This is a genomic window from uncultured Corynebacterium sp. (assembly GCF_947253065.1).
GTDB lineage: Bacteria > Actinomycetota > Actinomycetes > Mycobacteriales > Mycobacteriaceae > Corynebacterium.
Genome location: NZ_CAMXWS010000027.1, coordinates 1 through 25,346, shown reverse-complemented (window position 1 = coordinate 25,346; position 25,346 = coordinate 1). Strand labels below are relative to the sequence as shown.

The 25,346-nt window shown below is 58.6% G+C and carries 30 protein-coding genes and 3 tRNA genes; 17 read left to right on the top strand and 16 right to left on the bottom strand.

Annotation, left to right across the window (positions count from 1 at the left end; all coding sequences use genetic code 11):
* The 4 genes from Q0X21_RS07445 to Q0X21_RS07430 form a co-directional block, all read left to right on the top strand.
* On the top strand, positions 1-632 hold a 632-nt coding region (locus Q0X21_RS07445; protein ID WP_297851246.1), incomplete at its 5' end, for a ribonucleotide-diphosphate reductase subunit beta.
* A 255-nt stretch (positions 633-887) separates the two neighbouring features.
* Entirely contained in the window at positions 888-2,603 is a 1,716-nt protein-coding gene (ctaD, locus tag Q0X21_RS07440) for a cytochrome c oxidase subunit I (protein ID WP_297851245.1), read from the top strand.
* A 97-nt stretch (positions 2,604-2,700) separates the two neighbouring features.
* Complete coding sequence (gene serB / locus Q0X21_RS07435) at positions 2,701-3,951, top strand: phosphoserine phosphatase SerB (protein WP_297851244.1); 1,251 nt, start codon at positions 2,701-2,703, stop codon at positions 3,949-3,951.
* A 101-nt stretch (positions 3,952-4,052) separates the two neighbouring features.
* Positions 4,053-4,688 carry a peptidyl-tRNA hydrolase gene (locus tag Q0X21_RS07430; RefSeq protein WP_367172778.1) on the top strand — a complete coding sequence of 212 codons (636 nt, stop codon included), beginning with the start codon at positions 4,053-4,055 and terminating at the stop codon, positions 4,686-4,688.
* On the opposite strand, the gene Q0X21_RS07425 is transcribed toward Q0X21_RS07430, so the two are convergent.
* Positions 4,685-6,688 (bottom strand): ATP-dependent DNA helicase, encoded by a 2,004-nt coding sequence (locus Q0X21_RS07425; RefSeq protein ID WP_297851243.1) that lies wholly within the window; start codon positions 6,686-6,688, stop codon positions 4,685-4,687. The genes Q0X21_RS07430 and Q0X21_RS07425 overlap by 4 nt on opposite strands.
* Positions 6,685-8,031, bottom strand: coding sequence for a nicotinate phosphoribosyltransferase (locus tag Q0X21_RS07420; protein WP_297851242.1), 1,347 nt, complete (start codon positions 8,029-8,031; stop codon positions 6,685-6,687). The genes Q0X21_RS07425 and Q0X21_RS07420 overlap by 4 nt, the downstream gene beginning before the upstream one ends.
* 60 nt (positions 8,032-8,091) lie before the next feature.
* On the opposite strand from Q0X21_RS07420, the gene clpS reads away from it, so the two are divergent.
* The 10 genes from clpS to Q0X21_RS07370 all read left to right on the top strand — a co-directional run bounded on the left by clpS (position 8,092) and on the right by Q0X21_RS07370 (position 15,055).
* On the top strand, positions 8,092-8,418 hold the full coding sequence (clpS, locus tag Q0X21_RS07415; RefSeq protein ID WP_235839496.1) for an ATP-dependent Clp protease adapter ClpS: 327 nt from the start codon (positions 8,092-8,094) through the stop codon (positions 8,416-8,418).
* 45 nt (positions 8,419-8,463) lie between these two features.
* A complete protein-coding gene (locus Q0X21_RS07410) occupies positions 8,464-9,003 on the top strand; it encodes a DUF2017 domain-containing protein (RefSeq protein ID WP_297851240.1) in 540 nt (179 codons plus the stop codon).
* A 1-nt stretch (position 9,004) separates the two neighbouring features.
* Positions 9,005-10,024: a P1 family peptidase gene (locus Q0X21_RS07405; RefSeq protein WP_297851239.1), complete on the top strand. Its 1,020-nt coding sequence runs from the start codon at positions 9,005-9,007 to the stop codon at positions 10,022-10,024.
* A gap of 102 nt (positions 10,025-10,126) precedes the next feature.
* The gene (locus tag Q0X21_RS07400; RefSeq protein WP_297851248.1) at positions 10,127-10,765 is read left to right on the top strand and encodes a rhomboid family intramembrane serine protease; all 639 of its coding nucleotides are present in this window, start codon (positions 10,127-10,129) and stop codon (positions 10,763-10,765) included.
* 192 nt (positions 10,766-10,957) lie between these two features.
* The gene (locus Q0X21_RS07395) at positions 10,958-11,464 is read left to right on the top strand and encodes a MarR family winged helix-turn-helix transcriptional regulator (protein WP_297851238.1); all 507 of its coding nucleotides are present in this window, start codon (positions 10,958-10,960) and stop codon (positions 11,462-11,464) included.
* Positions 11,465-11,505: 41 nt separating this feature from the next.
* A complete protein-coding gene (gene murI / locus Q0X21_RS07390; protein ID WP_297851247.1) occupies positions 11,506-12,354 on the top strand; it encodes a glutamate racemase in 849 nt (282 codons plus the stop codon).
* A gap of 84 nt (positions 12,355-12,438) precedes the next feature.
* Positions 12,439-13,212: an MBL fold metallo-hydrolase gene (locus tag Q0X21_RS07385; protein ID WP_297851236.1), complete on the top strand. Its 774-nt coding sequence runs from the start codon at positions 12,439-12,441 to the stop codon at positions 13,210-13,212.
* A 42-nt stretch (positions 13,213-13,254) separates the two neighbouring features.
* On the top strand, positions 13,255-14,004 hold the full coding sequence (gene rph / locus Q0X21_RS07380; protein WP_297851235.1) for a ribonuclease PH: 750 nt from the start codon (positions 13,255-13,257) through the stop codon (positions 14,002-14,004).
* Positions 13,998-14,624 carry an RdgB/HAM1 family non-canonical purine NTP pyrophosphatase gene (gene rdgB / locus Q0X21_RS07375; RefSeq protein ID WP_297851234.1) on the top strand — a complete coding sequence of 209 codons (627 nt, stop codon included), beginning with the start codon at positions 13,998-14,000 and terminating at the stop codon, positions 14,622-14,624. Before rph ends, rdgB begins: the two co-directional genes overlap by 7 nt.
* Positions 14,625-14,692: 68 nt before the next feature.
* Entirely contained in the window at positions 14,693-15,055 is a 363-nt protein-coding gene (locus tag Q0X21_RS07370) for a hypothetical protein (protein WP_297851233.1), read from the top strand.
* Positions 15,056-15,104: 49 nt separating this feature from the next.
* Here Q0X21_RS07370 and Q0X21_RS07365 read toward each other — a convergent pair whose 3' ends face one another.
* The 4 genes from Q0X21_RS07365 to bcp all read right to left on the bottom strand — a co-directional run bounded on the left by Q0X21_RS07365 (position 15,105) and on the right by bcp (position 16,715).
* Complete coding sequence (locus Q0X21_RS07365) at positions 15,105-15,494, bottom strand: DUF3817 domain-containing protein (RefSeq protein ID WP_297851232.1); 390 nt, start codon at positions 15,492-15,494, stop codon at positions 15,105-15,107.
* A gap of 6 nt (positions 15,495-15,500) precedes the next feature.
* Positions 15,501-15,998, bottom strand: a complete 498-nt coding sequence (locus Q0X21_RS07360; RefSeq protein ID WP_297851230.1) for a hypothetical protein — start codon at positions 15,996-15,998, stop codon at positions 15,501-15,503.
* A gap of 81 nt (positions 15,999-16,079) precedes the next feature.
* Positions 16,080-16,161 (bottom strand) — tRNA-Leu (locus Q0X21_RS07355).
* A gap of 80 nt (positions 16,162-16,241) precedes the next feature.
* Entirely contained in the window at positions 16,242-16,715 is a 474-nt protein-coding gene (gene bcp, locus Q0X21_RS07350) for a thioredoxin-dependent thiol peroxidase (protein WP_297851229.1), read from the bottom strand.
* A gap of 95 nt (positions 16,716-16,810) precedes the next feature.
* Here bcp and Q0X21_RS07345 point away from each other — a divergent pair, with 95 nt between their 5' ends.
* Positions 16,811-17,086 carry a DUF3618 domain-containing protein gene (locus Q0X21_RS07345; protein ID WP_297851228.1) on the top strand — a complete coding sequence of 92 codons (276 nt, stop codon included), beginning with the start codon at positions 16,811-16,813 and terminating at the stop codon, positions 17,084-17,086.
* Positions 17,087-17,140: 54 nt separating this feature from the next.
* On the opposite strand, the gene Q0X21_RS07340 is transcribed toward Q0X21_RS07345, so the two are convergent.
* From Q0X21_RS07340 to Q0X21_RS07330, 3 genes are all read right to left on the bottom strand, one after another.
* Positions 17,141-17,719, bottom strand: coding sequence for an isochorismatase family protein (locus Q0X21_RS07340; RefSeq protein ID WP_297851227.1), 579 nt, complete (start codon positions 17,717-17,719; stop codon positions 17,141-17,143).
* Between the two features lie 27 nt (positions 17,720-17,746).
* A complete protein-coding gene (locus Q0X21_RS07335; RefSeq protein ID WP_297851226.1) occupies positions 17,747-18,346 on the bottom strand; it encodes a TIGR00730 family Rossman fold protein in 600 nt (199 codons plus the stop codon).
* 123 nt (positions 18,347-18,469) lie between these two features.
* Positions 18,470-18,542, bottom strand: a tRNA-Lys gene (locus tag Q0X21_RS07330).
* Between the two features lie 271 nt (positions 18,543-18,813).
* On the opposite strand from Q0X21_RS07330, the gene Q0X21_RS07325 reads away from it, so the two are divergent.
* Complete coding sequence (locus tag Q0X21_RS07325) at positions 18,814-20,037, top strand: Ig-like domain-containing protein (RefSeq protein WP_297851225.1); 1,224 nt, start codon at positions 18,814-18,816, stop codon at positions 20,035-20,037.
* Between the two features lie 188 nt (positions 20,038-20,225).
* Positions 20,226-20,855 carry a hypothetical protein gene (locus tag Q0X21_RS07320; RefSeq protein WP_297851224.1) on the top strand — a complete coding sequence of 210 codons (630 nt, stop codon included), beginning with the start codon at positions 20,226-20,228 and terminating at the stop codon, positions 20,853-20,855.
* A 116-nt stretch (positions 20,856-20,971) separates the two neighbouring features.
* Here Q0X21_RS07320 and Q0X21_RS07315 read toward each other — a convergent pair.
* The 7 genes from Q0X21_RS07315 to Q0X21_RS07285 form a co-directional block, all read right to left on the bottom strand.
* Positions 20,972-21,044, bottom strand: a tRNA-His gene (locus Q0X21_RS07315).
* 49 nt (positions 21,045-21,093) lie between these two features.
* Complete coding sequence (gene orn / locus Q0X21_RS07310; protein WP_297851223.1) at positions 21,094-21,726, bottom strand: oligoribonuclease; 633 nt, start codon at positions 21,724-21,726, stop codon at positions 21,094-21,096.
* A 10-nt stretch (positions 21,727-21,736) separates the two neighbouring features.
* The gene (gene cmrA, locus Q0X21_RS07305) at positions 21,737-22,537 is read right to left on the bottom strand and encodes a mycolate reductase (RefSeq protein WP_297851222.1); all 801 of its coding nucleotides are present in this window, start codon (positions 22,535-22,537) and stop codon (positions 21,737-21,739) included.
* Positions 22,538-22,576: 39 nt separating this feature from the next.
* Positions 22,577-22,798 (bottom strand): helix-turn-helix transcriptional regulator, encoded by a 222-nt coding sequence (locus Q0X21_RS07300; protein WP_297851221.1) that lies wholly within the window; start codon positions 22,796-22,798, stop codon positions 22,577-22,579.
* Positions 22,791-23,387 carry a DUF2975 domain-containing protein gene (locus tag Q0X21_RS07295; protein WP_297851220.1) on the bottom strand — a complete coding sequence of 199 codons (597 nt, stop codon included), beginning with the start codon at positions 23,385-23,387 and terminating at the stop codon, positions 22,791-22,793. Before Q0X21_RS07295 ends, Q0X21_RS07300 begins: the two co-directional genes overlap by 8 nt.
* Before the next feature lie 148 nt (positions 23,388-23,535).
* Positions 23,536-24,183 (bottom strand): SMI1/KNR4 family protein, encoded by a 648-nt coding sequence (locus tag Q0X21_RS07290; protein ID WP_297851219.1) that lies wholly within the window; start codon positions 24,181-24,183, stop codon positions 23,536-23,538.
* A gap of 136 nt (positions 24,184-24,319) precedes the next feature.
* Positions 24,320-24,955 (bottom strand): Ltp family lipoprotein, encoded by a 636-nt coding sequence (locus Q0X21_RS07285; RefSeq protein WP_297851218.1) that lies wholly within the window; start codon positions 24,953-24,955, stop codon positions 24,320-24,322.
* Between the last annotated feature and the right edge of the window lie 391 nt (positions 24,956-25,346).

Sequence of the window (25,346 nt, the reverse complement as noted above, 5' to 3'; positions counted from 1 at the left end):
TGACGTTGGCAGACACGCCAGCGATCAATGATGCTTTCCGTTGGTCCGAGGAAAATGAGAATCTGCAGCGTAAGGCCAAGATCATCCTGAACTACTACGAGGGCGATGATCCGCTCAAGCGCAAGGTTGCCTCCGTAATGCTGGAGTCCTTCCTGTTCTATTCGGGTTTCTACCTGCCCCTGAACTGGTCGGTACACTCCAAGCTCACCAACACGGCTGACATTATTCGCCTGATTATTCGTGATGAGGCAGTGCATGGTTACTACATCGGCTACAAGTACCAGCAGGCTGTGCGTAAGGAATCGCAGGAGCGTCAGGATGAGCTGAAGGAGTACACCTTCGATTTGCTCTATGACCTCTATGACAACGAGTGCCAGTACACCGAGGATATCTACGATCCGCTGGGCTGGACCGAAGACGTCAAACGCTTCCTGCGTTATAACGCGAACAAGGCTCTGAACAACCTCGGTTACGAGGGCCTATTCCCAGTAGATGAGACACGAGTGTCGCCGGCGATCCTGGCGTCCCTGTCCCCGAACGCGGATGAGAACCACGACTTCTTCTCTGGTTCCGGTTCGTCGTATGTCATCGGCAAGGCTGAGGACACCCAAGACGACGACTGGGACTTCTAAAACCCAAACCCATAACTCAATGACCGCCCTTTCTATAGGGCCGCTCTCCCCAATCCGGGGTCAATCAGCGAAGCGAATCTGGCAGGTGCCATGCACAAAAATGGGTGTGGCCTGTGATGTCTGGATTTTGGCTGGGGCGACCGTTAAGATGAAGCGGTACTAGTTGCGCCTACCTATGCTCCTGCATGGGTGTCGCCAGGGCATAACAGCTGCTGGCGATCAGGGGGTGGCTGAGTCTCAATCAGGAGGAATCGAATGACTGCTGTGGCACCACGGCTCGACAACACCGCTGATAGCGGTGCTGTCGCCCCGGTCCGGCCGGAGCCGACCGGAAAGGCGCGTAAGGGCACACGCTTTTACGATTTGTTGACCACCACAGACCACAAACAGCTGGGCATTTTCTACATCATCATGTCCTTCGTGTGGTTCTTTGTTGGTGGCCTTATGGCACTGCTTATCCGCGCGGAGCTCTTCTCCCCGGGCCTGCAGTTCCTGTCTAACGAACAGTTCAACCAGCTGTTCACCCTGCACGGCACGGTGATGCTGCTGGCCTTTGGTACCCCGATCGTCTGGGGTTTCGCTAACTTCGTTCTGCCGCTGCAGATCGGCGCACCGGACGTGGCATTCCCGCGTCTGAACTCTTTCGGTTTCTGGATCACCCAGGCCGGCATCTTGGCTATGCTCGCGGGCTTCCTTACCCCGGGCGGTGCAGCTGACTTCGGTTGGACGATGTACCTGCCGCTGGCAGATGCAATCCACACCCCAGGTGTGGGCGCTGACCTGTGGATTCTAGGTGTTGGTGCTACCGGTATCGGTACGCTTGCATCCGCCATCAACATGGTCTCCACTGTTCTGACCCTGCGTGCGCCGGGCCTGACCATGTTCCGTCTCCCGGTCTTCACCTGGACTGTTTTCGTCGCCTCCATCCTGGCGCTGATGATCTTCCCGCTGCTGACTGCTGCAGCACTCGGTGTGCTGTACGACCGTAAGCTCGGCGGTCACATCTTCGACCCGGCCAACGGTGGCGCCATCCTGTGGCAGCACCTGTTCTGGTTCTTCGGCCACCCGGAGGTCTACGTCCTCGCGCTGCCGTTCTTCGGCATCATCTCTGAGGTCGTTCCGGTCTTCTCCCGTAAGCCGATCTTCGGTTACATCGGCCTTGTCTTCGCAACCCTGGCTATTGGTGGCCTGTCCATGGCTGTGTGGGCACACCACATGTACGCCACCGGTGCGGTCCTGCTTCCGTTCTTCTCGTTCATGACCTTCCTGATCGCTGTTCCGACCGGCGTGAAGTTCTTCAACTGGGTCGGCACGATGTGGAATGGTCACCTGACCTTCGAAACTCCGATGGTCTGGTCCCTCGGCTTCCTGGCTACCTTCCTGTTCGGTGGTCTGACCGGCATTATGCTGGCTGCTCCGCCGCTGGACTTCCAGCTGCATGACTCCTACTTCGTGGTTGCGCACTTCCACTACACCCTGTTCGGTACCGTGGTGTTCGCTTCCTGTGCTGGTGTCTACTTCTGGTTCCCGAAGATGACCGGCCGCATGCTCGACGAGAAGCTGGGCAAGTGGCACTTCTGGCTGACCTTCATTGGCTTCAACCTGACCTTCCTGGTCCAGCACTGGCTGGGCAACATGGGCATGCCGCGTCGTTACGCGGACTACCTGGATAGCGATGGATTCACCCTGCTGAACCAGATCTCCACCGTGGGCTCCTTCATCCTGGGTGTCGCCTTCCTGCCGTTCATCTGGAACGTGTACAAGTCCTGGCGTTACGGCGAGGTCGTCACCGTTGATGATCCGTGGGGTTACGGCAACTCCCTCGAGTGGGCAACCTCTTGCCCGCCGCCGAGCCACAACTTCGAGTCCCTGCCGCGTATCCGTTCGGAGCGTCCGGCCTTCGAGCTGCACTACCCGCACATGGTTGAGACCATGCGCCGTGAAGCTCACACCGGCCACAACGACTCCTAGTCGGTTGAGGCTCAAGCGGCCGTCTCCTGGCCGCTCCTGATTGACAGCCCCGTACCACATGAAGTGGTGCGGGGCTTCTTGCTGTACTTTCATATTCATGACTTACGCTGTTCGCTTGCAACCAGGATTGAATTATGCCGTGATCACTCTGACGGGAGCTGACAGGCCCGGCGTGAGCGCTGCTTTCTTCGCTGTTCTGTCCCAGCACAACGTGCAGCTGCTGGATGCGGAGCAGGCACATTTCCGGGGCCGTTTGGCACTAGCTGCCTTTGCTGGTGTGAGCCCTTCTTCGATCGAGGCTTTGCGCCGTGACTTGGAATCGGCGTCTGAGTTGTCGGATCACACTGTCTTGATTGAGACGGATGAAGATTCGCCTGCGCCACAACGCAAGCGTTCCACCCACGTGGTGGTTGTCTTGGGTGATCCAGTGACGGCGGAGGCTGTCTCGGAGATTGGTCGTACTTTGGCGGACTTCGGTGCGAATATTGACCGTATTCGCGGTATTTCGGACTACCCGGTGACTGGTTTGGAATTGTCCATCACCATTCCGGGCGAGGGTGATGGGGTCAGCCACACGGTGCGTAAGGCTTTGGCTGAGCTGAGTTCTGGTTTGGGTGTTGATATTGCGATTGAGCGTGCCGGTTTGGCTCGTCGTGCGAAGCGTTTGGTCTGCTTCGATTGTGATTCGACGTTGATCACCGGCGAGGTGATTGAAATGCTCGCGGCGCATGCCGGGCGTGAGGCAGAAGTCGCAGCGGTCACTGAGCGCGCAATGCGTGGCGAGCTCGATTTCGAGGAGTCCTTGCGTGAGCGCGTTAAGGCGCTCGCGGGGCTCGATGCATCAGTGATCGATGAGGTCGCACGCGATATTGTTCTCACCCCTGGCGCACGCACCACGATTCGTACGCTTAAGCAGATGGGTTACCGCACGGCGGTCGTGTCCGGTGGCTTCATCCAGGTGCTCGAGCCGATGGCGGAAGAGCTTGAGCTGGACTATGTGCGTGCCAATACGTTGGAGATTGTCGATGGGAAGTTGACGGGCGAGGTGATTGGCAAGGTTGTCGATAGGCGAGCTAAGGCTGAATTCCTGGCTGAATTCGCGGCGGATTCGGGCCTGCGTATGTCGCAGACTGTCGCGGTGGGCGATGGCGCGAATGACATTGACATGATCACGCAGGCGGGGCTTGGTGTTGCGTTCAATGCGAAGCCGGCGCTGCGTGAGGTCGCTGATACCGCGGTCACTTACCCTTTCCTTGATTCCGTCCTGTACATCATGGGCGTGCCGCGCGATGAGATCGACGTGCTCAACGAGGAGCAGGGCATCGAGGGCAAGGTCGCGCTCGACTAGTGGGAGAAGAACTTATCCGTGCCCACGGGTTCCTGACCCAAAGCCTTACGTCCCATGGACGTGGTGAGGAGGACCCGGAAGACCCAGCGACCGTGCAGGCTATGCAGATTGCTTTGCATATGCCGAAGGTGGATCCACCGCGTCGTGAAGATCTGTTAGCTGCAGCAGCCCAAGCCGTGGTGGCGGTATGCCTTGACCCACGCGCCGGCAAGCCGGGTGCGTGGCGGGATGCCTTGGGGCAGTGGTACGGCCACCGGATCCGCAAGATTGCCAGAAGAGCACGTGGTGCTGGCTGGGAGGGCGTTCAGGCACTGCCGGGATGCACTGCGACAGTGGGGGAAGCAAACGCGCGAGCCTTCATTCCCTCAGCTGTCCAAGACGTTCCTCACCCGATTGCGAAACTACAGATTCGGGGCACCGAGCTTCCCTGTGAGGAGCAAGGCGAGAGTGATCCGTCGCTGCCGCTGATCGCGATCGATGCTTCGTTGGAAATGACAGCAGGCAAGGCTGCCGCACAAGCGGGACATGGTTCGATGCTGCTTGCCGCAGCGATGGAAGCTGAACAGGGCGTTGCGTGGGCAACTGATGGTTTTCCGTTGCAGGTGCGGGAATTATCCCATGAGGAATTCGCTGTATTGGCACAGGACCCAGCGGCGGTAGCGGTACAAGACAGCGGGTTCACTGAGGTCGCACCGGGCTCAACGACAGTGGTCGCGCTCCCGGGCAGCTACCGTTAGTTCCCGTCACCCTTCTTCTTCGGCGCAGTGAGACGTTTCAGCGCGCCACGCACGACATCCGGGTCGGTTGTTTCCCAGAAGTCAGGCAGGGACGCCCGGAGGTACTGGCCATACCGTTTTGTCACGAGCCGGTTGTCGAGAACCGAAATGACACCTTTGTCTGTGGTGCTGCGCAGCAAGCGGCCCGTGCCCTGGGCGAGCAAGAGCGCAGCATGGGTCGCGGAGACTTCCATGAAGCCGGAACGGCCGGCAGCATCAGCAGCTTTGCTGCGTGCTTGCAACAATGGATCATCAGGCCGTGGGAAAGGAATCCTGTCGATGATCACCTGGGACAGCGAGCTGCCGGGCACATCGACGCCTTGCCACAAGGTGAGGGTGCCGAACAGGCAAGAATTCTCGCTATTGCTGAACTGATTGACCAACGCGCCGATCGAATCTTCACCCTGGACGAAAATGTCGAAGGGAAGTCGCGGGCGCAGCGCTTCAGCAGCTTCGACGGCAGCGCGTTTCGACGAGAAAAGCCCCAACGTTCTGCCTCCCGCTGCCGTGATCAGCTCGGCCATCTCATCCAATGTCTCCTGGTGCAGGCCATCACGGCCAGGTGCGGGCAGGTGCTTCGCGGTGTACAAGATGCCAGACTTCCGCGGATCGAACGGCGTGCCGGCATCCAGGCTGTCCCAGGAATCATCGGGCAGCCCCCAGTTGGCCGCCATGGCACGGAAATTCCCACCGACTGCCAACGTGGCCGAGGTAAGCACGACGGTTTGTTCCGTAAACAGTCGCTCACGCAACAACGCTGAAACAGACAGGGGAGCGACCGCCACGGAATCGCCGTAGCGCTCAGAACGGGTCAGCCAGACCACGTCGAAATGCTTAGAGGGGTCTTCCTCATCGAAGACCTCCAAGATGCGGACCAAGGAGTCATGCAGCTCAGTCAGGTGGTTTTTCAGGTTCTCGCGCTCAGCGAAAGTCTCTGGATCATTCGTTGATTCACCCTCCGGGGCACGTGCAATCGCCTCACGGGTGCGCCACAGGGCATCACGTACCGCAGCGAAGGAGCCACGGGCAGGATCAGAAATGGTTTCCCATCGGCCGGGGGATTCGAGGTCGAGGACGGCAGAGAAGTCGTCGATAAGCTCTTCGAGCTTTTGCTGCTCTGTTTTGGCCTTGAGCTTTCCTGCGCGACGTGCGGCGAGCGTGAGGGCGCGTGCAGAGAGTTCATTCGTGGCCACGGAGGTGACACGACCGTCGAGCTCATGTGCCTCGTCGATGATGACCACATCGTGCTCAGGAAGGATATTCGCATCAGACATCGCGTCGATGGCGAGAAGAGCGTGATTGGTGACCACCACGTCGACATCCTGCGTGCGGCGCCGTGCTGCCTCCGCGAAGCACTCCTCGCCGTGCGGGCACCGCGTTGCGCCCAAGCACTCATTCGCGGTGACGGAAACCTGCCGCCAAGCGATATCCGGTACGCCTGGTTCCAGATCATCCCGGTCGCCAGTCTCTGTTTCATCCGCCCACTCGTGGACACGCTTGATATGACGGCCGAGCCACGAAATCTCCTCAGTGTCCATCAGCGCTTCCGGCGCCTCTTCTTCGACCGTGAGCTTATTCAGACAGAGGTAATTCGAACGGCCCTTTTGAATCGCGAACGTCGGCGTATGCGGCAACAGTGGTTCGAGGGCTTCAACAAGACGTGGCAAATCACGTTCCACCAGCTGACGCTGCAAAGCCAGCGTTGCTGTGGACACAATCACCGTGCTGTCTGTGGTTTGGGCATGCAGAAATGCGGGGACCAAGTAGGCGAGTGACTTGCCCGTGCCCGTGCCCGCCTGCACCGCCAGGTGTCGTTCGGATTCCAGCGAGCGGGACACCGCCTCCGCCATGGCCATCTGCCCAGGGCGACGGGCGCCGCCAAGGGCGTCAACGGCGACGTCGAGAAGCTCTTCTGTGGACAGCGATAGTCGGCGGTCCTGCTGGTCGCTTGCGTCCGTCACTCTTCAGGGAAACCGATCATGCGGGTACGCACTGCCGGCTCATCACGCGAAAGCGACAGGCCCTCCCACGGCAACGTCTCACGTTGCTTGGCCAGGTGCTCACGGGAGTCATTGATGTCATCGAGACCGTCGACGATCTCACCGTCACGCATGAGCGGGGTGACCAGCTGGCGGTAGTCCAGCGCCGTCGGGTTCTCCGGCGGATTCGCCTCCGGGTAGACAATCTCGTCCACCGCGACACCCGTGCTGCGGTAGGTACGCACAGCCCGCTTCGCACCACCCTTCATCTGCTTGCCGGAGGAGCGCTTAGCCACCGGCACGCCGTCAACCTCCACGAGCTTGTACACCAAGCCCGCAGTTGGGGTCCCGGAACCCGTGACCACAGAAGTACCCACACCGAAGCCGTCCACCGGGTCGCCACGAAGACCAGCGATGGCGAATTCATCCAGGTCGCTAGAGACGATGATCTTGGTGTTGTACGCGCCAAGCCCATCGAGCTGGTCGCGCACGCGACGGGACATGATGCCCAAATCACCCGAGTCGAGCCGCACGCCACCAAGCTCCGTGCCCGCGACCTCGATCGCATTCGCCACACCCTGCGTGATGTCGTAGGTATCCACCAGCAACGTGGTGTCTACGCCCAAAGAATCGATCTGCGCCTTGAAAGCAGCCTTCTCATTAGGCATGCCATCCGGGTTGGTGTGCAGCAGCGTCCACGCGTGCGCAGCGGTGCCTGCCGCAGGGATGCCGTAGCGCAGACTGGCTTCCATATTCGAAGTCGAATCGAAGCCCGCGATATACGCCGCGCGCGCAGAGGTCACTGCTGACTGCTCATTGGTGCGGCGCGAACCCATCTCCATGATTGGACGGCCGTCAGCTGCGGTGACCATACGCGAAGCAGCAGTCGCAATCGCCGAATCGGAGTTCAGAATCGACAGAATGATCGTTTCCAAAATGCAGCACTCCGCAAAAGTGCCGCGCACCGTCAGAATCGGGGAATAAGGGAAGTAGAGCTCGCCTTCCTTGTAGCCGTCGATCTGCCCACCGAAGCGGTAATTGCGCAGAAAGTCCTTCGTCTTCTCACTAAGGAAATCGGCCAGCGCGATCTGCTCTTCAGTGAAGCGGAACTTGCGGATCGCTTCGATCAAACGGCCCGTGCCAGCAACCACGCCGTATCGACGCTCATTCGGCAACTTGCGGCCAAAGACTTCGAAGACGCACTCGCGGGAGTACGTACCGTCCTTCATCGACGCATCGAGCATTGTCAGCTCGTACATGTCGGTCAGAAAGGCGGTCGAGGACTGTGAGTTGGGGGACTGGATGTCCGACTCGGGCGTAGTCATGTGCACAACCCTAGTCTGCGGCTGCGTGCTTGAGTAAGGATGTCTAGTACTCTTGGGCCTATGACTGGTGTCACACGCGAGATTCGGATGGGCTCCCCAATGGCTACCCCTGAGCTCGACGAGGAAATTGACGTTGATGTCGATGTCGCCGAGAACCTGCCATGGATGTGCATTGTGTGGGATGACCCGGTGAACCTGCAGAGCTACGTCACCTACGTTTTCCAGACCGTGCTCGGCTACGGGCGCAAGCGCGCCCAAGAGCTGATGATGCAGGTCCACACTGAAGGCAAAGCGGTCGTGTCCTCTGGTGAAAAAGACAAAGTCGAAGGCGACGTGAAAAAGCTGCACACCGCTGGCCTGTGGGCCACGATGCAGCAGGCAGGCTAACCGAGTGGCCAGAGGATCTGAAGTTTTCGAGGAAGAGGCGAATACATGCAGCCGTGGAGGCGGAAGAAAGGGCTCATGCGGGCCGCACGTTTTCACACCGTGTTTGACCCGATGGAGCGTGAAGTCATCGGTGACCTCACCGCCACTGTGTCTGAGGCGTTGATTCAGCGCGCGCAGTCCGCGCCAAAGGATGAGCTCGCGGCGATGATGGACATGCCCGCCGGGCATTCTGAACCGCCTACTGATCCGTCGCTGGCACGACTCTTGCCGGATTTTGAGCGTGAGGGCGATGAGGAATTCGACGGCGATAATTCATTGCTGCGTAGCTTGCACGAAAACGACATCATCAAAGCAAAGTTGACGAACCTGCAGGTGATCAACACCGCACTGGGGCCGACCGGTGGCGTGGCCGTCACCATTGAGGAGGACGAAGCGCACCAGGTCATCGCTGCACTCAATGACATGCGCCTGTATGTCGCATCTGCTGAAACCCAGAGTGAAGCTGCGGAGCAGGACCGAGACAACTTGGTCGAATGGCTGGCGTTCTGCCAGGACTCGCTGCTCCAGGCGATGATGGGGGAATAGCGTGACGGGCAACCTCGCGCCGGGATTTGAGGTGGCAGGCCTGCGCGTTGGCCATGTTTCGCTCGGGGATACCGGTGTGACAGCACTCGTCGCTGAAGATCCGGCCGGGATGGTCGGCGCTGTTGATGTCCGCGGTGGCGGCCCCGGAACACGCGAGACAGACCTGTTGAACCCGCACAACACCGTTCAGCGAATCAATGCGGTGGTGCTGTCCGGGGGATCTGCATTCGGTCTCGCCTCCGCCGATGGTGCGATGCGTGAATTGGAATCGCGAGGGATCGGTTTCGCTGTCTTCGGCGAGGATCAACCCGGCCCACGGGTTCCTATCGTGCCGGCCGCAGTCATTTTCGACCTCGTCGTCGGGGACCCAAATCACCGTCCAGGACCCAACGATGGAGCTGCCGCCGTGTGCAACGCGCTTGACGACGGTGCCGTGGCCACCGACCAGACCGTATCCGGCAGCGTCGGCGCCGGCTGTGGTGCCACCGCTGGAGTTTTGCGTGGGGGAGTGGGATCGGCACATACCACGGTCACCAGCGCAGATGGTGCGGAGTATCGCGTTGCTGCTCTTGTGGTGGCTAATCCCTTGGGTAGCGTCATTGATGAAAAAACGGGACTTTTTTATGGTGCCCCGTCGCGCCCAGCCGTCGATCTTGGGCAATTTGGTGAGTTGGAACGGCCGAAGCCGAAGCTCAATACCACGATCGGTGTTGTGGCTACCGATTGTCCTTTGCCACCGGCACAGCTCGAGCGCCTGGCTATGACGGGGCACGATGGGATCGCCCGTGCCGTGCGGCCTTCGCATTCACCACTAGATGGTGACACGTTGTTCGCGGTTTCCACCGCAAAGCAAGAAAAATTTGTCGCCTTTAGCCCCGTCGATGCAGACCCAGAGCTTTTCTATGCGCTGTGTGATGCATCAGCGAAGTGCGTTGAAGCCGCCATCGTCGACGGCGTGGCCAGCGCAGAACCCGGTTATGACGTGGCAGCGTGGAGGGACATCGTGGCCAGCGGACATTAAGCTGGACGCACCATGAGCTATCAACCGAATCCTTCAGCGCATAACGCGTGGAATCCCCAGCCGAGTCCTTTTGGCCAGCCCGGCGGTTACGCAGGTACCCCAATGCAACAACCGGGTGGAAATAATCTTCAACCCCGACGCCGCTCCCAAGCCAAGCTTGGACTTTTGTACGCCATTGGTTACATCGTGCTGATCTGGGCTGTGCACCTGATCAGCCTCATCCTGTTCGGTGGTGGCTTGGTCATTTTTGGTATTCACCCATTGGAACCGGCATCGCTCCCGTTCATCTTCACCTCGCCGATCCTGCATGTGAATTTTGAGCACTTGATTTCTAATACGGTGCCCGGAGCGATCTTCGCCTTCCTGATCGGCTATTCCGGCCACCGTGTGTTTTGGGAGACGACTGCATTCGTTGTGCTCATCGGTGGTGTGGGCACATGGGTATTGGGTGGGCCCGGCACCAACCACGTTGGCGCATCGATGCTGGTGTACGGCTGGTTGGCCTACCTGCTAGTCCGCGGCATCTTTAATAAATCGCTCTCCCAGATCGCCTTGGGCGTGCTGCTGGGCGTTCTTTATTCCGGCCTGCTGTGGGGAATGCTCCCAGTCACCCCGGGGGTGAGTTGGCAGGCGCACCTCTTTGGTGCTGTCGGTGGGGTAGCAGCTGGCGTTCTGATCACTTCCGATGATCCGCCAGCATTGCGCACGCAGAAGGAAGCTAAGCGGGCCCGCAAACTTTAATCCACGCATTGGGACGAGGAATCGTTTCGCGCTAAGAATAAAACGCGGATTATCAGTTTCCATCCAAGCTAAGAGCTTTCTTAACTTTGGATGCGTAATTACACGCTAGTAAAGGGGGGTGCGGCCAGCCTGAATTGGAATCCGTGCGCGTTTCTTTAGGTTTTTCTTAAACCTTAGATTAATATAAGTTCCATGGAAAACATGGACGTGCTCACGGATTATGAGGCAGAAACCTGGGCAGCAATGTGGCAGTGCCACATGGAGCTCCCCACCGGCTTGGATTCGCAGCTCAAGCGCAATGCCAATGTCACTTATTTCGAGTTTCAGGCAATGCTGAAGATTAGTGAATCCCCGACTGCATCGCGTCGCATGACGGATTTGTCTGAGGCCACGTCGATGTCGTTGTCGCACCTCTCCCGCGTGATCACGCGCCTGGAGAAGAAGGGGTTCATCGCTCGCATCCCAGATCCGAATGATGGTCGTGCAACGTTTGCAGCGCTGACCCCGGCAGGGCAGCGCGCGGTGAGCGCTGGTTATCCGGGATATGTAGCAGAAATCCGCCGTATTATCTTCGACAATCTTTCGGCCGATGAGCTTGAGGTCTTCTCTTCCGCATTGAACCGCATCAACGCGGCCCTGCGTCACGAGTTGCCGGTTGAGCGTCCGGAGGATCAGGTCGCGGCCACTGACGTCGCCTAGGCGCGTCTGCTGTTGCCGTCGCGGTAGAATCCCACACCGTGGTGGATTTCAATAACGATGGCAGCGATGAGAACGACGCCGCGTCGGCAAGCGCATATAACGATGCGCCGATCGGCATTTTCGATTCAGGATTCGGTGGTTTGACGGTCGCCCGTGCCGTCATGGACCAGTTGGGCAACGAATCCATTATGTACATCGGTGATGGCGCCAACGGCCCGTATGGCCCGAAGCCGATCGCAGAGGTGCGTGAGCATGCGACGGCGATTGCCGATGAACTCGTTGAGCGCGGTTGCAAGATGATCGTGATCGCATGCAACACGGCCTCGGCCGCGTTTTTGCACGATGCGCGTGAGCGTTATGACGTCCCAGTCATCGAAGTGATTCAACCCGCTGTTCGCCGTGCGATTGCCACGACACGAAATGGCCGCGTGGGTGTGATCGGTACTCAGGCAACGATTCGTTCGCATGCGTATCAAGACTTGTTTTCCATTGCCTCTGGCGTAGAGGTCACCGCAGCGGCCTGCCCAGCTTTTGTTGAATTCGTGGAGCGGGGAATCACTTCTGGCCGTCAGATTCTTGGAGTTGCGCAAGGCTATCTGGAGCCGCTGCAGGCGGCGGGCGTCGATACGCTTGTGCTTGGTTGTACCCACTACCCGCTGCTGTCTGGCGTGATCCAGCTGGCCATCGGGGACGATGTGACGCTGGTGTCTTCCGCTGAGGAAACCGCGAAGGATGTGTTGCGTGTGCTCACGGAGAAGGACATGTTCGCCGACCCCGAGCATGAGCCGGTGCGTACCTTTGAATCCACGGGTGACCCGGAGACATTTGAACGTCTTGCCGAGCGCTTCCTTGGGCCCCAGATGTCCGCTGTTGCGCACGATGTGAAATAAGTGGTGTAAAACACCTGTTTACCCCCGCATGAAAAACCTCGCTTTCATTTAGATTTTCCTGCTCATCCGTGGCACAGTAAGGCCATGAAATTGACAGTTCTCGGCTGCACGGGGTCGCTCTCGGCCCCGGGCAATCCCGGCTCGTCGTACCTCATCAGCACAGAAGAGGGCCAGCCGGGCATTGTGATGGACTTCGGGCCTGGTGCGCTCGCCGCCCTGCAGGAGGTTGCGGATCCATCCGACACGCACGTGCTGTTCAGCCACCTTCATGCCGATCACTGTTCTGATACCGCATCGCTGGTTGTGTGGCGCCGTTTTCACCCGAATGCTCCAGCGACGCAGCGTCATATTTTGGCTGGTCCGGGTTATGCGGCAGAGCATCTTGGTCGCATGGGGGCGAATGGTCCGGATGAGGTCGACGATATCTCGGACACCTTTGATATCCACGTGTGGGGCGATGAGCCGTTGGAGATCGGTCCGGTGACCGTCACGCCTTTCCCTGTTGTTCACCCTGCTGTGGAGTCACGCGCGCTGCGCGTTGAACACAATAAGACAGGCAAGGTCATCGTTTATTCCGGTGACTCCGCGTACACGCCCCTGCTTATCGACGCGGCCCGTAACGCCGACCTTTTCCTCTGTGAGGCTGCCTGGGGGCCAGAGGCCGATGAGGACACCCCTGAGGGAATGCACATGTCAGGCCGCGAAGCTGGCCGTATTGCGCGCGAAGCCGGTGTGAAAAAGCTCGTGCTGGTTCACATTCAGCCGTGGACTGATAAGGAAGCGACTCGCCGGGCTGCTGCCGAAGAATTCGACGGTGAGATCGTGGTGGGTAACGCAAAGGATGTCTACGAGGTCTAGCGGGTCGTCGAAGCTACCGTAGCTGGCTGTAGGCTCGGTCCCATGACTGAAGCTAATTCCGCTCAAGATCCTTTTGTCCGTGCTGATGGTCGCGCGCTCGACGAGATGCGCCCGGTGCGCATTACCCGAGGCTTCACCTCGAATCCGGCAGGCAGTGTGCTCGTTGAATTCGGCAATACCCGAGTGATGTGCACTGCCAGTGCTGAAGAAGGCGTTCCGCGCTTCAAGAAGGACTCCGGCGAAGGTTGGCTCACCGCCGAATACGCGATGCTGCCATCCGCCACGCACGAGCGTATGCCGCGTGAGTCGATGAAGGGCAAGGTTAAGGGACGCACCCATGAGATCTCCCGCCTAGTTGGGCGCTCCCTGCGCGCAGCAGTTGATTTGAGCCAGTTGGGGGAGAACACGATCCAGCTCGACTGCGATGTGCTGCAGGCTGATGGCGGTACCCGCACCGCGTCGATCACCGGCGCATACGTCGCGCTTGCCGACGCCATTGCGCACCTCAAAGAACGTGGCCTCGTCCCCGGTGAGCCGCTGCTTCCGCCGGTCGCAGCGGTCTCCGTCGGCATTATCGACGGCCGCGTCAGCCTCGACCTCCCATACGAAGAAGACTCCCGTGCCGAGGTCGACCTGAACGTGGTGATGAACGAGTCCGGCAATTTCGTTGAAGTCCAGGGCACCGGCGAGCACGGTTTGTTCGGCCGTGAGCAGCTGAACCAGATGCTGGACGCAGCGGAGAAGGGCTGCTCCGAGCTCATCGCAGCGCAGAAGGCGGCTCTGGGATGGTAGACACCAACCAACCCGTGAAAGTGCTCGTCGCCTCCGGCAATGCGAAGAAGCTGGTGGAACTTGAAACCGTCCTGAGCGAACTCGGCATCGACGGTGTTGAGCTCGTCTCTCTCAAAGACATCCCGGCCTACCCGGAGCCTGTTGAGAACGGCCTTACATTCGAAGAGAATGCACTGCTAAAAGCCCGTGAGGGTGCAAAGCAGTCTGGTCTGGCCTGCGTTGCCGATGACTCTGGTCTTGCCGTCGATGCTTTGAATGGGATGCCCGGCATTCTCTCCGCGCGCTGGTGTGGCCGTCACGGCGATGATCCTGCCAACAATGAGTTGCTGCTCGCCCAGACCAGCGATATCGACGATCCGCACCGCGGTGCAGCCTTCGTTTCCTGCTGCGCTCTGGTCACCCCAGATGGTGAAGAGTTCACTGCTGAAGGCCGCTGGGAGGGCACCCTCCTACGCGAAGTGCATGGCGATGGTGGATTCGGCTACGACCCGATCTTTGCCCCCACTGATGCTCCAGGGAAGTCAGCCGCGCAGCTCGCCCCGGAGGAGAAGAATGCTCGGTCCCACCGCGGAAAAGCACTGCGCAAACTAGCGCCCCGCATCGCCGAACTCGTGCAATAGATCTCGGGGGTAGGGTCGATGGGGCTGAACATAAACGTCAATCTTTATATGTTGAAGGAGCTCCTGAGATGAAGAAACAATTTATCCTCGCTGGTGCCGCTGTAATGTCTGCAGGTCTGTTGACCGCCTGCGGCAACTCGCTCGACGGCACGTGGGAGGGAACTGGCCAAGACTCTGAGACAGGAGCTGCTGCCGGCAATGTCTCCCTAGAGATCGACGGTGGCGACTGCACCTGGTCGGTGACTGACACCGCGACAGGAGAGACTAAGACTGCGCGCTGCGAAGAAAGCGGTAACTCCATCAAGCTGGCTGATGTCGATACGGGCAAGGACCTGAAGTACGACATGGAGCAGACCGATGAGTCCCTCACCCTGACCCCGGACGGCGGCGATGCGAAGGACATCCTCGTCCTCACCCGCGTATCCGAGTAGTCGCAGCGAGAAGGGGGGACAGGCACTCAGAAGGAGGGCCTGGAGACCCCTAAAGCTGGAATTCCTCAGTGACTTCCTTGCGGCGCCATGCCTCAACGAAAAAGGAGAGGAACGGGACGACGCCTGCGATCGCGGTAACGATCCACTGCTTCGTTGACCAGCGCGCCTTCATACCTAGGTTGAGGGTGGCCAGAAGGAAGATCGCGTACATCCAGCCGTGCAGGATCGCCACCCAGCTGAGGGCGCTGACATCCATGTTCAGGCCGTACTCCATGATCATGCGGGCACACAGGAGAAGCAGCATGATGCCTGTGATCCAGGCGGTCACGGAGAACACCCGCAGTGCGGTGCGTACACGGCGCTGGCGTTCCGGGTGGATCGGCGCTGCTCCCGGTGCGGCAGGCTGAGTCGTCTGGGCGTTCGGGGTGCTGTCAGTCATGGTGTCCTAGTCGTCTTTCTGTTCTGCTGGCTGCTCTGCTGGGGTCGTGCTGTCGGCACTTTGACGCCGCGGTGTGAAATGGGCGTTGTATTCCTCAATGTTCATAGTTGGGCGACTCGGCAGGAAGTCTTCGTCGATCGCGGTGATTTCCTCGGGGTCACCGAATGCCTTCCTATCGGCGTCGTAAAGCGCCTGCATGGTGTCGCCGGAGTTCTCCGCGTCGATCTTCTCGTTCTCCATGCGCATACCGGCGCGGTAGATGAAGATCAGGAAGGCTCCGAAGAACGGCCATTGCAGGGCATACCCGAGGTTTTGGAGGGAACCGGTGCCAGATTGGAACCGCATCCACTGCCAGCGCGCGAGCAGCAGGGTGACAATAACGGCGGCGACGAGCAGCACGACGTGCCAGGCGCGGACCCGGAGGCGTTCCTTTTTGGGAGCGCTCTTTTCGGTGTCAGCGTTGGTGATATCCCCGTTCGTAGGGTCTTCCGCTGCGTTGCTCACGCTGGGCATTCTACCAATCGACTCACACTAGCCAAAAGTTTGAGGCGACCCTCCGGAAAGGAGAGGCCGCCTTGTTGTTTGTGCGCCCGGTGAGACTTGAACTCACACGCCTTACGGCACTGGAACCTAAATCCAGCGCGTCTGCCAATTCCGCCACGGGCGCGCGCGAAGCGGTTCATAGTGTACCGCCCGCGGTGTTGAGGGGAAAATACGGAGCGCATTCTCGCGCCCAGTATCGTGCGGCTAGAGGTCCAAGTCGCGCAGCAGGCGACCGACGTGGCCGGTGGCCCTCACGTTGTACTGGGCAGATTCAATGGTTCCATCGGCACCGACGAGGAAAGTAGAACGGATAACGCCCTGGACGATTTTGCCGTAGTTCTTCTTTTCGCCGAAGGCGCCGTAGGCGGTCATGACCTCCTTGGATTCGTCGGAAAGCAGCTCAATGGTCAGATCGTGGTCGGCGCGGAATTTCGCCAGCTTTTCTGGGGAGTCCGGGCTAATGCCCACGACGGAGACGGATGAGTCTTCGAATTCGGAGAGGTTCTCGGAGAAGTCGCAAGCTTCCTTGGTGCAGCCGGGGGTGTTGGCGCGTGGGTAGAAGTACACGATGACGCGCTTACCGGCGTAGTCAGAAAGCGAGACGGTTTCGCCTTTGTCATTGGGCAGGGAAAATGTGGGGGCTTTGTCGCCTTCGGTCAAACGTGTTGCTTCAGTCATGCCCGCCACTGTAGCGAGATCAAGTACTGTAGGGGCCAGAGAAAAGCTTTATGGCTACATCAACGTTCAATAATTTTTAGATCTGGGAGTTGAAAATGGCACGAGATATCAATGACATTCAGCGTGAGATCGAGCGCACTCGCCGTAACCTCGCTGGCACGATCGATGAGATTGCGGACCGCACTCGCCCGGAGAATTTGGCGAATGATGCGAAGAAGCAGGTTAGTGCGAAGCTGCAGGACAGCAACGTACAGAAGATTCTCGCTGGCGTTGGTGTCGCCGTTGTTGTGCTGATCGCTATCAGCAGCTCCAACAAGCGCAAGAAGAAGAAGGATCTGAAGGAGCTGCAGCGTCTGCTTTCGCAGCGCTAAGCCTTCTATAAAAAGTGCGCCGTTTCCCCACGGGTGGGGCAGCGGCGCATTTTGTTATGCCAGTTCGGCGCCGGCGGCCTGCATTTCTTCGAGGGCGGCGTTGCCACGGGCGTCGTCGACAGGCGAGCACATATCGCGCAGGACACGGACGTCGAAGTCTTCCTTCAGGGCGTCAAGCACGGTGGCGCGCACGCAATGATCGGTGGCGATGCCAACGACATCGAGAGCTTTCACGTCATGCTCGCGCAGCCAATCTGCAAGCAAAGCCTTTTCGCTTTTCGACGCCCCCTCAAAACCGCTATACGCCGCCTCATACTCGCCTTTCCGGAAGTGCTCATCAAAGGCGAAATCAGCGATCGGGGCGCGCAGTGCAGCGCCGTCTGAGTCAGCGACGCAGTGGACAGGCCAGGTGTCCACAAAATCGGGATTATCCGAGAAGTGTGTTCCGGGATCGATGTGCCAGTCCTGGGTTGCCACGATGTGGGCGTAATCCGTGGCATTAGAAGTCAAGAACGAAGCAATGCGTTCTGCAACGACATCACCACGCTTCGTGCCGAGCGAGCCGCCAGGGCAGAAATCATTTTGCACATCGACGATGACAAGTGCGCGATTCTGGTTAATCTGAGGGTTCATACGGGCCAGACTACAGCGGTCACGCACCTAGGAAGTCGCCCAGCGCGGCGCTTGCGGGGTCCACTGGGCAAGTCCTTGGAGCAGTTCTTCGGGGGAATCTGCCACGACGAAGCTGTCGCGGTCTGCTTGGCGGACAAACCCAGTGGCCACCATGTGATCGATCATGGCGGTCAGTGGCTGCCAGAACTGCTTATCGAGCAGCCCGATCGGTTTGGTGTGGAGGCCGAGTTGTTGGTTGGTCCATTCGTCGAAAAGCTCGTCGAGCGTGCCCGCACCTCCGGGAAGCGCGACGAATGCGTCGCAGCGTTCGCTCATGATGTGCTTGCGTTCCGCGAGCGTGTCCACCAAGACGAGCTCGCTCAAGCCGGTGTGTGCGATCTCGTGCTGTGCGAGGTGGCGGGGCATGATGCCGATAGTCTTTCCGCCGCCGTCGATTGCGCCTTGGGCCACGGCGCCCATCAGTCCCAAACGGCCACCCCCGTAGACAAGCGTAAGGCCCTTGGCGGCCAGGGTAGAGCCGAATTTGTATGCAGCTGTGGTCAGCGACTCGTCTACGCCCTCCCGTGCGCCAGCGAAGACTGTTACTGCGGAAATAGCCGTATTGGAGGATGCTTGCTTGTTGCTCACGATTCTCCAATGTAGTTCTCGGCAAGACACGCGCAAGCAGTCCCCTGTTAGCGGGAGGCTTGGGTTGTGAGCAAAAAATTAGGCCAGGTCTTCCGGATGATGCCGGTTGACCTGGCGAGTCTGTGCGCCATCAGGGAATCGAACCCCGAACCCACTGATTAAGAGTCAGTTGCTCTGCCAATTGAGCTAATGGCGCTTTGCCTTGAAGGCAACGAGAAGAAAATATAGCAGCTTGTTTCAAAGGTGTGAAATCGCCTGGTCAGAGGCATGGTTCTAAGGGCGGTATAGCGTCATGGAATAACGTGTAAGGGTCAAGTGCTGGAAGGTGATGAAAGGCATAAATTTAGTGCTTAATTGCATTGTGTGTAACTGAATAATGAGCCGGCGCGACCTATAGAGTGAAGATTCGTTGCGTTGGGGTTTTTCGAGTTTTTCGTTGGCAATTTCAAGGGTTATGTGGTTCCAAAATGACTGAGAAGACGGTGTCGCGGTTGCGGCGTTTCATTGCTGCTGGCGCGGTCTTGATGCTGGCTGGCAGTGCAGCTGTAGGCTGCACGATCGATCAAGGTGACGGCTCGGAGAAGTCTTCTCAATCCACTCAGGAAGCGCAGCCGGAGCCGGCGACCATCTCTGTCGAAGACGGCGCGGAGGGCGTGGGGCCACGGGACCCGATCACCGTCACCTCCTCTGACGGTCTGGAATCCGTCACCATGACCAATGAGGATGGCAAAGAGGTCGAGGCGGAATTCAACGCCGATAAGACCGAGTGGAAGGTCGCGGAGCCTTTGGGCTACAGCCGCCAGTACACGATCGAAGCAACCACGACGAAGGGGGAGACCTCTCAGGCGTCGTTTAGCACTGTGGTTCCGAATGGGCAGATCTCGGCCTACATTGGGCCGCTCGATGGCTCTGAGGTCGGCGTTGCACACGCAGTGAACTTCTACTTTGATTCCTCCCCAGCGAACCGTCAGGCCGCCCAGGACGCCATCACGATTGAAACCTCCAATGACACTGAGGGTGCGTTCTACTGGATTGACCCGAACCACCTTGTGTGGCGCCCGAAGGAATTCTGGCAGCCGGGCACTGAGGTCACCGTTTCGTCGGATATTTACGGCAAAGACCTCGGCGATGGGATTTACGGTGCCCAGGATTCCAAGGCCAGCTTCACTATCGGTGACGAGGTGAAGACGGTGGTGGATGACAACACGAAGATGCTCACCGTGTACCACAACGGTGAAGAGGTGAAGTCCTTCCCAGTGTCGCTGGGCCGCGATGGCCAATTCGCTACCCCAAACGGCATGTACGTGGTGGGCGACCGTAACCCATCGATGACGATGGATTCCACGACGTATGGTCTGGCATTGGAAAATGGTGGTTACCGCACGGATGTGAACTGGGCGACGCAGATGTCGTGGTCCGGTATTTATGTCCACTCCGCTCCATGGGCGATCGGCGCACTGGGCAGCTATAACCAGTCCCACGGCTGCATTAACGCCACCCCGGGTGACGCAGAGTGGTTCATGAATTACGTCAAGCCCGGTGACCCGGTCGAGGTTGTGAACACCAGTGGTGAGACTCTGTCTGGACTGGATGGGTTGGGTTACTGGAACCTGGACTGGGAGACGCTGAAGGCAGGCAATGTCGGTGACTACGAGCTGACAACAACGGAGCAGGAAGCTCCGCGCGTGTAGCGCCGAGAAAAGCTCAGCAAGAGCGCCCTGTGCACAATTCTTGGGAAGGATTGCACGGGGCGTTTTCTCTTTCGGGGGTAGTGGAGAAGCGGTCGGACCTGCCGTACTGGTGAGGGAACCAAAAGTTTCGGCGAAAGTGCTTAAATTGACGCGTCATCATCCCCTGCTCTTTCCATGAAGGAGTTCCCGTGCCCGTCAACATGAACGGTATGGAGCATCTGATCCGCAACTTCCAGCGCTTTCTGCCTCAGATCGTTGGCGCCATTGTGACTTTGGTGTCAGTGATCGCTGTCTTCGCTGGCTTTTTTGGAAGCGGCGGGATTGGTGAGCAACAGCCACCTGAACCATCGCGTCCTGCCGCGTCGTCTAGCTCGTCTTCGGGGAGTAGCTCTAAGCCAGATTCCCATGACACTGAGTATCTGTATGCATACCGCGTTCCATTCGGTATTAGGCAGCTCAATGCGGGCGGCGATGTGAACTTCAGGGGGAAGGACTATCCGAAGTCGCTGGTCTCCACTAGGAGCCGCGGTGAAAGCAACGGCTTTTTCAAGATCGGTAGGGAATTCTCCACACTGACTTACACCGCCGCTTGGGCATCCGATATTCCGAACTCGGGTGGCCTTGGTGTCATCGAGATTCGTCTGGATGGTGTTCTTCAAGACCGTGTGCTGGTGAAACCGGGGAAAAGCAGGACCCGACATGTGAAAGTCCGCGGTGTCGACAGGGTGGGAGTGAAGTTCTATGCCCTCGATTCGAAGGGCGGATCGAAGAGAGTGGCGCCGAAGGGTCTCGCTGTTCTCACCCCAACGCTGAAATAATTCGCAGTGGTGTTTTGTCCCATCTCGAACGAGGTGGGACATTTTCATGTCGCTGCCGCGCCGGGAAAGAAACATACCCCGTAACTTAAACGTGCAGGTTACGGGGTATTATTCGGGGTGGCTGACGGGGCTCGAACCCGCGACACCCAGGATCACAACCTGGTGCTCTACCAGCTGAACTACAGCCACCATCGCTGCTCAATGCAGCGGATTAATACATTAGTTCACGCGCGCGGTTTTACAAAAACTGCTGGTAGGCGGCGGTGGCTTCCTTGGTGCTTTCGTTTGCTTCGGAGGAAGACGGGCCGGGCGCTGGCACGAAGACGGCGCGACGGTAGTAGTCGAGCTCGCGGATGGATTCGACGATATCGGCCAATGCGCGGTGGGCCATTCCCTTCTCAGGCTGGTTGTAATACGCCTTGGGGAACCAGCGGCGGGTGAGCTCCTTGATGGTGGAGACGTCGATCATGCGGTAGTGCAGTGCCGCATCCAGCTTCGGCATTTGCGTGCGGATGAAGGTGCGGTCAGTAGCGATCGAGTTGCCAGCCAGGGGTGGGCGGTGCTCACCGCAGTGCTTCTCGACGAGTCCCAGCACAGCCTTCTCCGCCTCCTCGATAGTGATGGTCGAGGCTTTGATCGCCTCGGTGAGCCCGGAGGAGCCGTGCATCTCAGTGACGAAATCGTCCATCTCTGCCAGCTCTTCATCGGTGGCGTGGATGACGAGGTCAATGCCTTCGTCGAGGATGTTCAGTTCGGCATCGGTGACCAGGGCGGCGACCTCCACGATGACGTGGCGGTCGGGGTCCAGGCCTGTCATTTCCAAATCGACCCATACGATGCGGTCGTCTTTTGCGGCCAGTGCTTCAGTCATGGGCCCCACGCTAGCCCATCTTGGCGTAGAACCAGCCCATTACCGGTGCGAGGGCTCCGCGGGGAGCGTATGCGGAGACGAAGTCCATTGCCTTGGACAGAGGACCCGGAGTGATGCGTCGACGGTTCTTCTTCATTGCGTCGATGGTTTCGCGGGAGCAGGATTCATACGTCGTCCACAAGAAATCAGGGACGACCTTGTCCACGATGGATTGCTCTTCTTCCGGAATCACAGCATCACGGACAGGGCCAGGAGCAAGCAATGTGCAGTGCACGCCTGTCTTCTTCAGCTCGTAGTGCAAGGCTTCCGTGAAGGCATTGACGCCAGCCTTGGTGAAGACGTAAGTGGCGTTATTCGGGATCGGGACATTGCCTGCGGCGGAGCCGACATTGCATAGTGCGCCTTCACCGCGCGGAACCATTTGATCAAGCACGGCTTTGGTGATGCGGAAGACGGCGGTGGCATTCAGGTTGAACTGGTTCGTTTCATACGTCCAGTCCTGCTCCATGAATGGGCCGAAGGAGGCAATGCCGGCGGAGTTGACGCAGATGGAGATGCGTTTTTCGTCGATAAGCGAAAGCAGCTTGTCGACGTCTGCCGCAACCGACAGGTCATGTGCCGCCACGATCACGTCGACATTGTGCTTTGCTTCAAGCTCTTCGGCGAGCTTTGTCAGCACGTCTTCGCGACGGGCGACGATGATGAGGTTGTGGCCTTCAGCTGCGAAATCGCGAGCCATGGCCTCGCCGATGCCCTGGCTCGCGCCAGTGACCAGTGCGTAGGAATCACGTGCGGGGGAGGGGAAACTCATGCCTGCGAGCCTACAGGGCTGTCACTGGGGGCTTGTTGATTATTTGACCGAGAACACGTCGCCTGGCTGGCAATCGAGCGCTTTGCAGATTGCAGCGAGAGTGGTGAATCGGACGGCTTTTGCGCGGTTATTTTTCAAAACGGACAGGTTGACTGGGGTGATGCCGACTTGCTCGGCGAGGGCCGCGCCGGTGATTCCGCGTGTGGCCATCAGCTCATCGAGGTGGCAGATCACCTGTGGTTCAGTGCTCGGATTAGACAAGGCCATCCACGTCCTCTTCGAGCTTCGCGCCACGACGCAGGGCGGTTGCCAGTGCGGCGAGGACACAAGCGAGAACCAGTGCCGGAGCCAGATCAGAAAGCGGAGTCGTGGTGCCCGGATCCTGCCACCAGTCGATGCCCAGCTGCGCCGCCGCCCAGTTATTGGCCATGCCTTCCAGGCCGAGACGCGCAACGAAGAAGACGAACACGCTGATCCATGCGGCTGTGAGGCGGCGCGAGTTCTTCTCGGTGAAGAACTGTCCCTTGGACATGTCGCTGAATGTGTTGGTGACTAAGAAGACTGCGGCGAGCAAGCCAATGAATTTCAGTGCGAGCGCGATGGCGTAAAGGGTCTGTGGGCCCGATTCGAGATCAGCGAAGTGGAGTCCGCCCTCAACGGCGGGGGAGAGGCGCGTGGAGATGACGCCGTGTGATGTCAGTGCGACGATCTCGGGCAGGATCCACGCAAATGTGATGGCGACGGCGAGAGCATCGGCCCACGAAATATTCGTGCTCTTGTCTTTCTTCGGTGGGCGTGGCGTTGGTGCCGGGGTGGGGGAGTCGGTCGGGTTGGTCTCGTGTGCATTCATGATCTCAAACCTTTCTTATCGTTATTCGATGTTGTCGTGATTCGATAATATCGCTATTCGATAAGCCGTCAAGGTTTGGGCATGAAAAATGCCGCCCTTTTTGTGGTGGGCGACATTGTCTATGCAGATAAATGGCTATTTAAGAAATCTAGGAAAATTTAGAATCGCCCGCCTCAAAGGTCCCGATATAGCAACTTGGCCCGTCCGGCGCTTCCTCCGGGTCGTAGTCGTAGAGCTCATCTTCGCCTTCGTCTCCAGCGGCGATGCCGTGAGTGCGCGTGGGCTCTTCTAGCTCGTAGTCATCTACTACCTCTTCGAGCCATTCCTTCATTGAAAAGGCATCGATGATCCGGGTGGGGGAGTTGCGGTCGAACTGGATGATCTGGCCTGGGGTGCCACCGCCTGAACCGTGGAGGTCGATGCAGAGATAAGTGTCAGCCCAAGAGGTGGCAAACGGAATCCACTTTGGGTTGTACCAGTCTTTGGAGGGGAATTGGTTCCCGGCGGCGTCGATAAGCATGCCCCATGTTTTGAGCGCCTCGTCGAGGCTCAAAAGCTGGACTATCCCGATGATGTCTTCCTTATTTGAGCCGTCGTGCCAGTGATACAGCTCGACGAGTTCGAACGGGAAAGTCACGCCTGCTTGTTCCAGGACGTGCGAATAAGCGTGGACTTTCCGTTCAATTTCGTGAAGCGCGAGCCCATCGCCTAAAGCCATGAACGCCGGCGGATGAACCGTGGCCATGAGAAACTCGAGTTCGTTGAGGGTTGCGGTGATGTTCTTCGTAGTGTTCATGGCCCTCATCGTAAATTCGTATCCCGCGCATGTCGCGCGTTCGCGCACGTCAAATGTACATTTCAGTGTGCAATCGCGCGTTGCGCATTCGCCCCACGGGCGCTAAAAGCTCGCTCGGTGGGGCGTTTAGCCACGTTTACTGCGGCAAATTGTCCACCGCGTACTGTGCCTGTTCCGGAGTGAACTGCTCGCCGTGCTCGGATACGAGCTGCTCGTAGATCGCATCAGGCGACATGGCCATGGTGTCTTGATAAACCTTGGCCTTCTCCAGGGCGTTCTTGTTGTAGTCCGCCTTCACATTCTCAATCGCATACTGGGCAGCTTCCTCGCTGAACTGCTCCCCATATTCAGACGTCAGCTGTTCACGAAGGCCCGCTTCAGACATGTGCATTGTGTCGGAGTAGATCTGCGCCTTCTTCAGTGCGCTGGTGAATTCGCGCGGCACATCTTCCTTCTTCTTCTCCGGCTGATCTTGCGGTGCCTCCGCCGGCTTTTCGGCTGGAGCAGCATTAGGTGCCTCATTGGCAGACTCGGCAACGCTGGTTTCCGGCGCGGTGGTCTCGTCATCTGCGCTGTCGTTACCACCACCTCCGATGGCTGCGCCAATGCCAATGAGGAGCAGGCCACCCAGGATGATTCCGCCCCACTTCATGCACCCGCCTTTCTTTTCCGGCTGCTGCGGTGCCTGCATCGGCTGTGGCTGTCCCTGTGCCCACTGCTGGTTCGGATCCCACTGCGGGCTGCCCTGGTCGGGGTTGTATGCGGTACTCATGGTTGTCCCTTTCGAAACGGCTTCGCCACACGGTGGCGAAGAAGTTGGCTGATGAAGATTCGAGGCGGTAGTGCCTCAAGCGCACTAGCCACTGCGCGCCGGGACTCTGGGAAAAGACATTGTCAGTGTCGCTTTGCTGTGGCTTTGTATCGCTGTGGTTTCACAGTAGAAAACGGGGTGAACCATCCATCTGGATTCTTCGAATGGTGTTTCGAAACTGCCCGTTAGGGAAGTGGTTCAAGTTGGGCAGAAACGCCTGATCCGAAAAGAAAAAACCGGCTCTCACCTTGGTAAATGAGGTCCGGTTTGTTAACTATGTCGCGACTGAGAACAAGCGCGCCCCCAGCAGGATTCGAACCCGCGACCAGCCGGGTAGAAACCGGATGCTCTA

Coding starts and splice junctions, on each gene's coding strand:
- ctaD (WP_297851245.1), top strand. CDS start 888: ATGACTGCTGTGGCACCACGGCTCGACAACACCGCTGATAGCGGTGCT.
- serB (WP_297851244.1), top strand. CDS start 2,701: ATGACTTACGCTGTTCGCTTGCAACCAGGATTGAATTATGCCGTGATC.
- Q0X21_RS07430 (WP_367172778.1), top strand. CDS start 4,053: ATGCAGATTGCTTTGCATATGCCGAAGGTGGATCCACCGCGTCGTGAA.
- Q0X21_RS07420 (WP_297851242.1), bottom strand. CDS start 8,031: ATGACTACGCCCGAGTCGGACATCCAGTCCCCCAACTCACAGTCCTCG.
- clpS (WP_235839496.1), top strand. CDS start 8,092: ATGACTGGTGTCACACGCGAGATTCGGATGGGCTCCCCAATGGCTACC.
- Q0X21_RS07410 (WP_297851240.1), top strand. CDS start 8,464: ATGCAGCCGTGGAGGCGGAAGAAAGGGCTCATGCGGGCCGCACGTTTT.
- Q0X21_RS07400 (WP_297851248.1), top strand. CDS start 10,127: ATGCAACAACCGGGTGGAAATAATCTTCAACCCCGACGCCGCTCCCAA.
- Q0X21_RS07395 (WP_297851238.1), top strand. CDS start 10,958: ATGGAAAACATGGACGTGCTCACGGATTATGAGGCAGAAACCTGGGCA.
- Q0X21_RS07385 (WP_297851236.1), top strand. CDS start 12,439: ATGAAATTGACAGTTCTCGGCTGCACGGGGTCGCTCTCGGCCCCGGGC.
- rph (WP_297851235.1), top strand. CDS start 13,255: ATGACTGAAGCTAATTCCGCTCAAGATCCTTTTGTCCGTGCTGATGGT.
- rdgB (WP_297851234.1), top strand. CDS start 13,998: ATGGTAGACACCAACCAACCCGTGAAAGTGCTCGTCGCCTCCGGCAAT.
- Q0X21_RS07370 (WP_297851233.1), top strand. CDS start 14,693: ATGAAGAAACAATTTATCCTCGCTGGTGCCGCTGTAATGTCTGCAGGT.
- Q0X21_RS07365 (WP_297851232.1), bottom strand. CDS start 15,494: ATGACTGACAGCACCCCGAACGCCCAGACGACTCAGCCTGCCGCACCG.
- bcp (WP_297851229.1), bottom strand. CDS start 16,715: ATGACTGAAGCAACACGTTTGACCGAAGGCGACAAAGCCCCCACATTT.
- Q0X21_RS07345 (WP_297851228.1), top strand. CDS start 16,811: ATGGCACGAGATATCAATGACATTCAGCGTGAGATCGAGCGCACTCGC.
- Q0X21_RS07340 (WP_297851227.1), bottom strand. CDS start 17,719: ATGAACCCTCAGATTAACCAGAATCGCGCACTTGTCATCGTCGATGTG.
- Q0X21_RS07325 (WP_297851225.1), top strand. CDS start 18,814: ATGACTGAGAAGACGGTGTCGCGGTTGCGGCGTTTCATTGCTGCTGGC.
- orn (WP_297851223.1), bottom strand. CDS start 21,726: ATGACTGAAGCACTGGCCGCAAAAGACGACCGCATCGTATGGGTCGAT.
- cmrA (WP_297851222.1), bottom strand. CDS start 22,537: ATGAGTTTCCCCTCCCCCGCACGTGATTCCTACGCACTGGTCACTGGC.
- Q0X21_RS07295 (WP_297851220.1), bottom strand. CDS start 23,387: ATGAATGCACACGAGACCAACCCGACCGACTCCCCCACCCCGGCACCA.
- Q0X21_RS07290 (WP_297851219.1), bottom strand. CDS start 24,183: ATGAACACTACGAAGAACATCACCGCAACCCTCAACGAACTCGAGTTT.
- Q0X21_RS07285 (WP_297851218.1), bottom strand. CDS start 24,955: ATGAGTACCGCATACAACCCCGACCAGGGCAGCCCGCAGTGGGATCCG.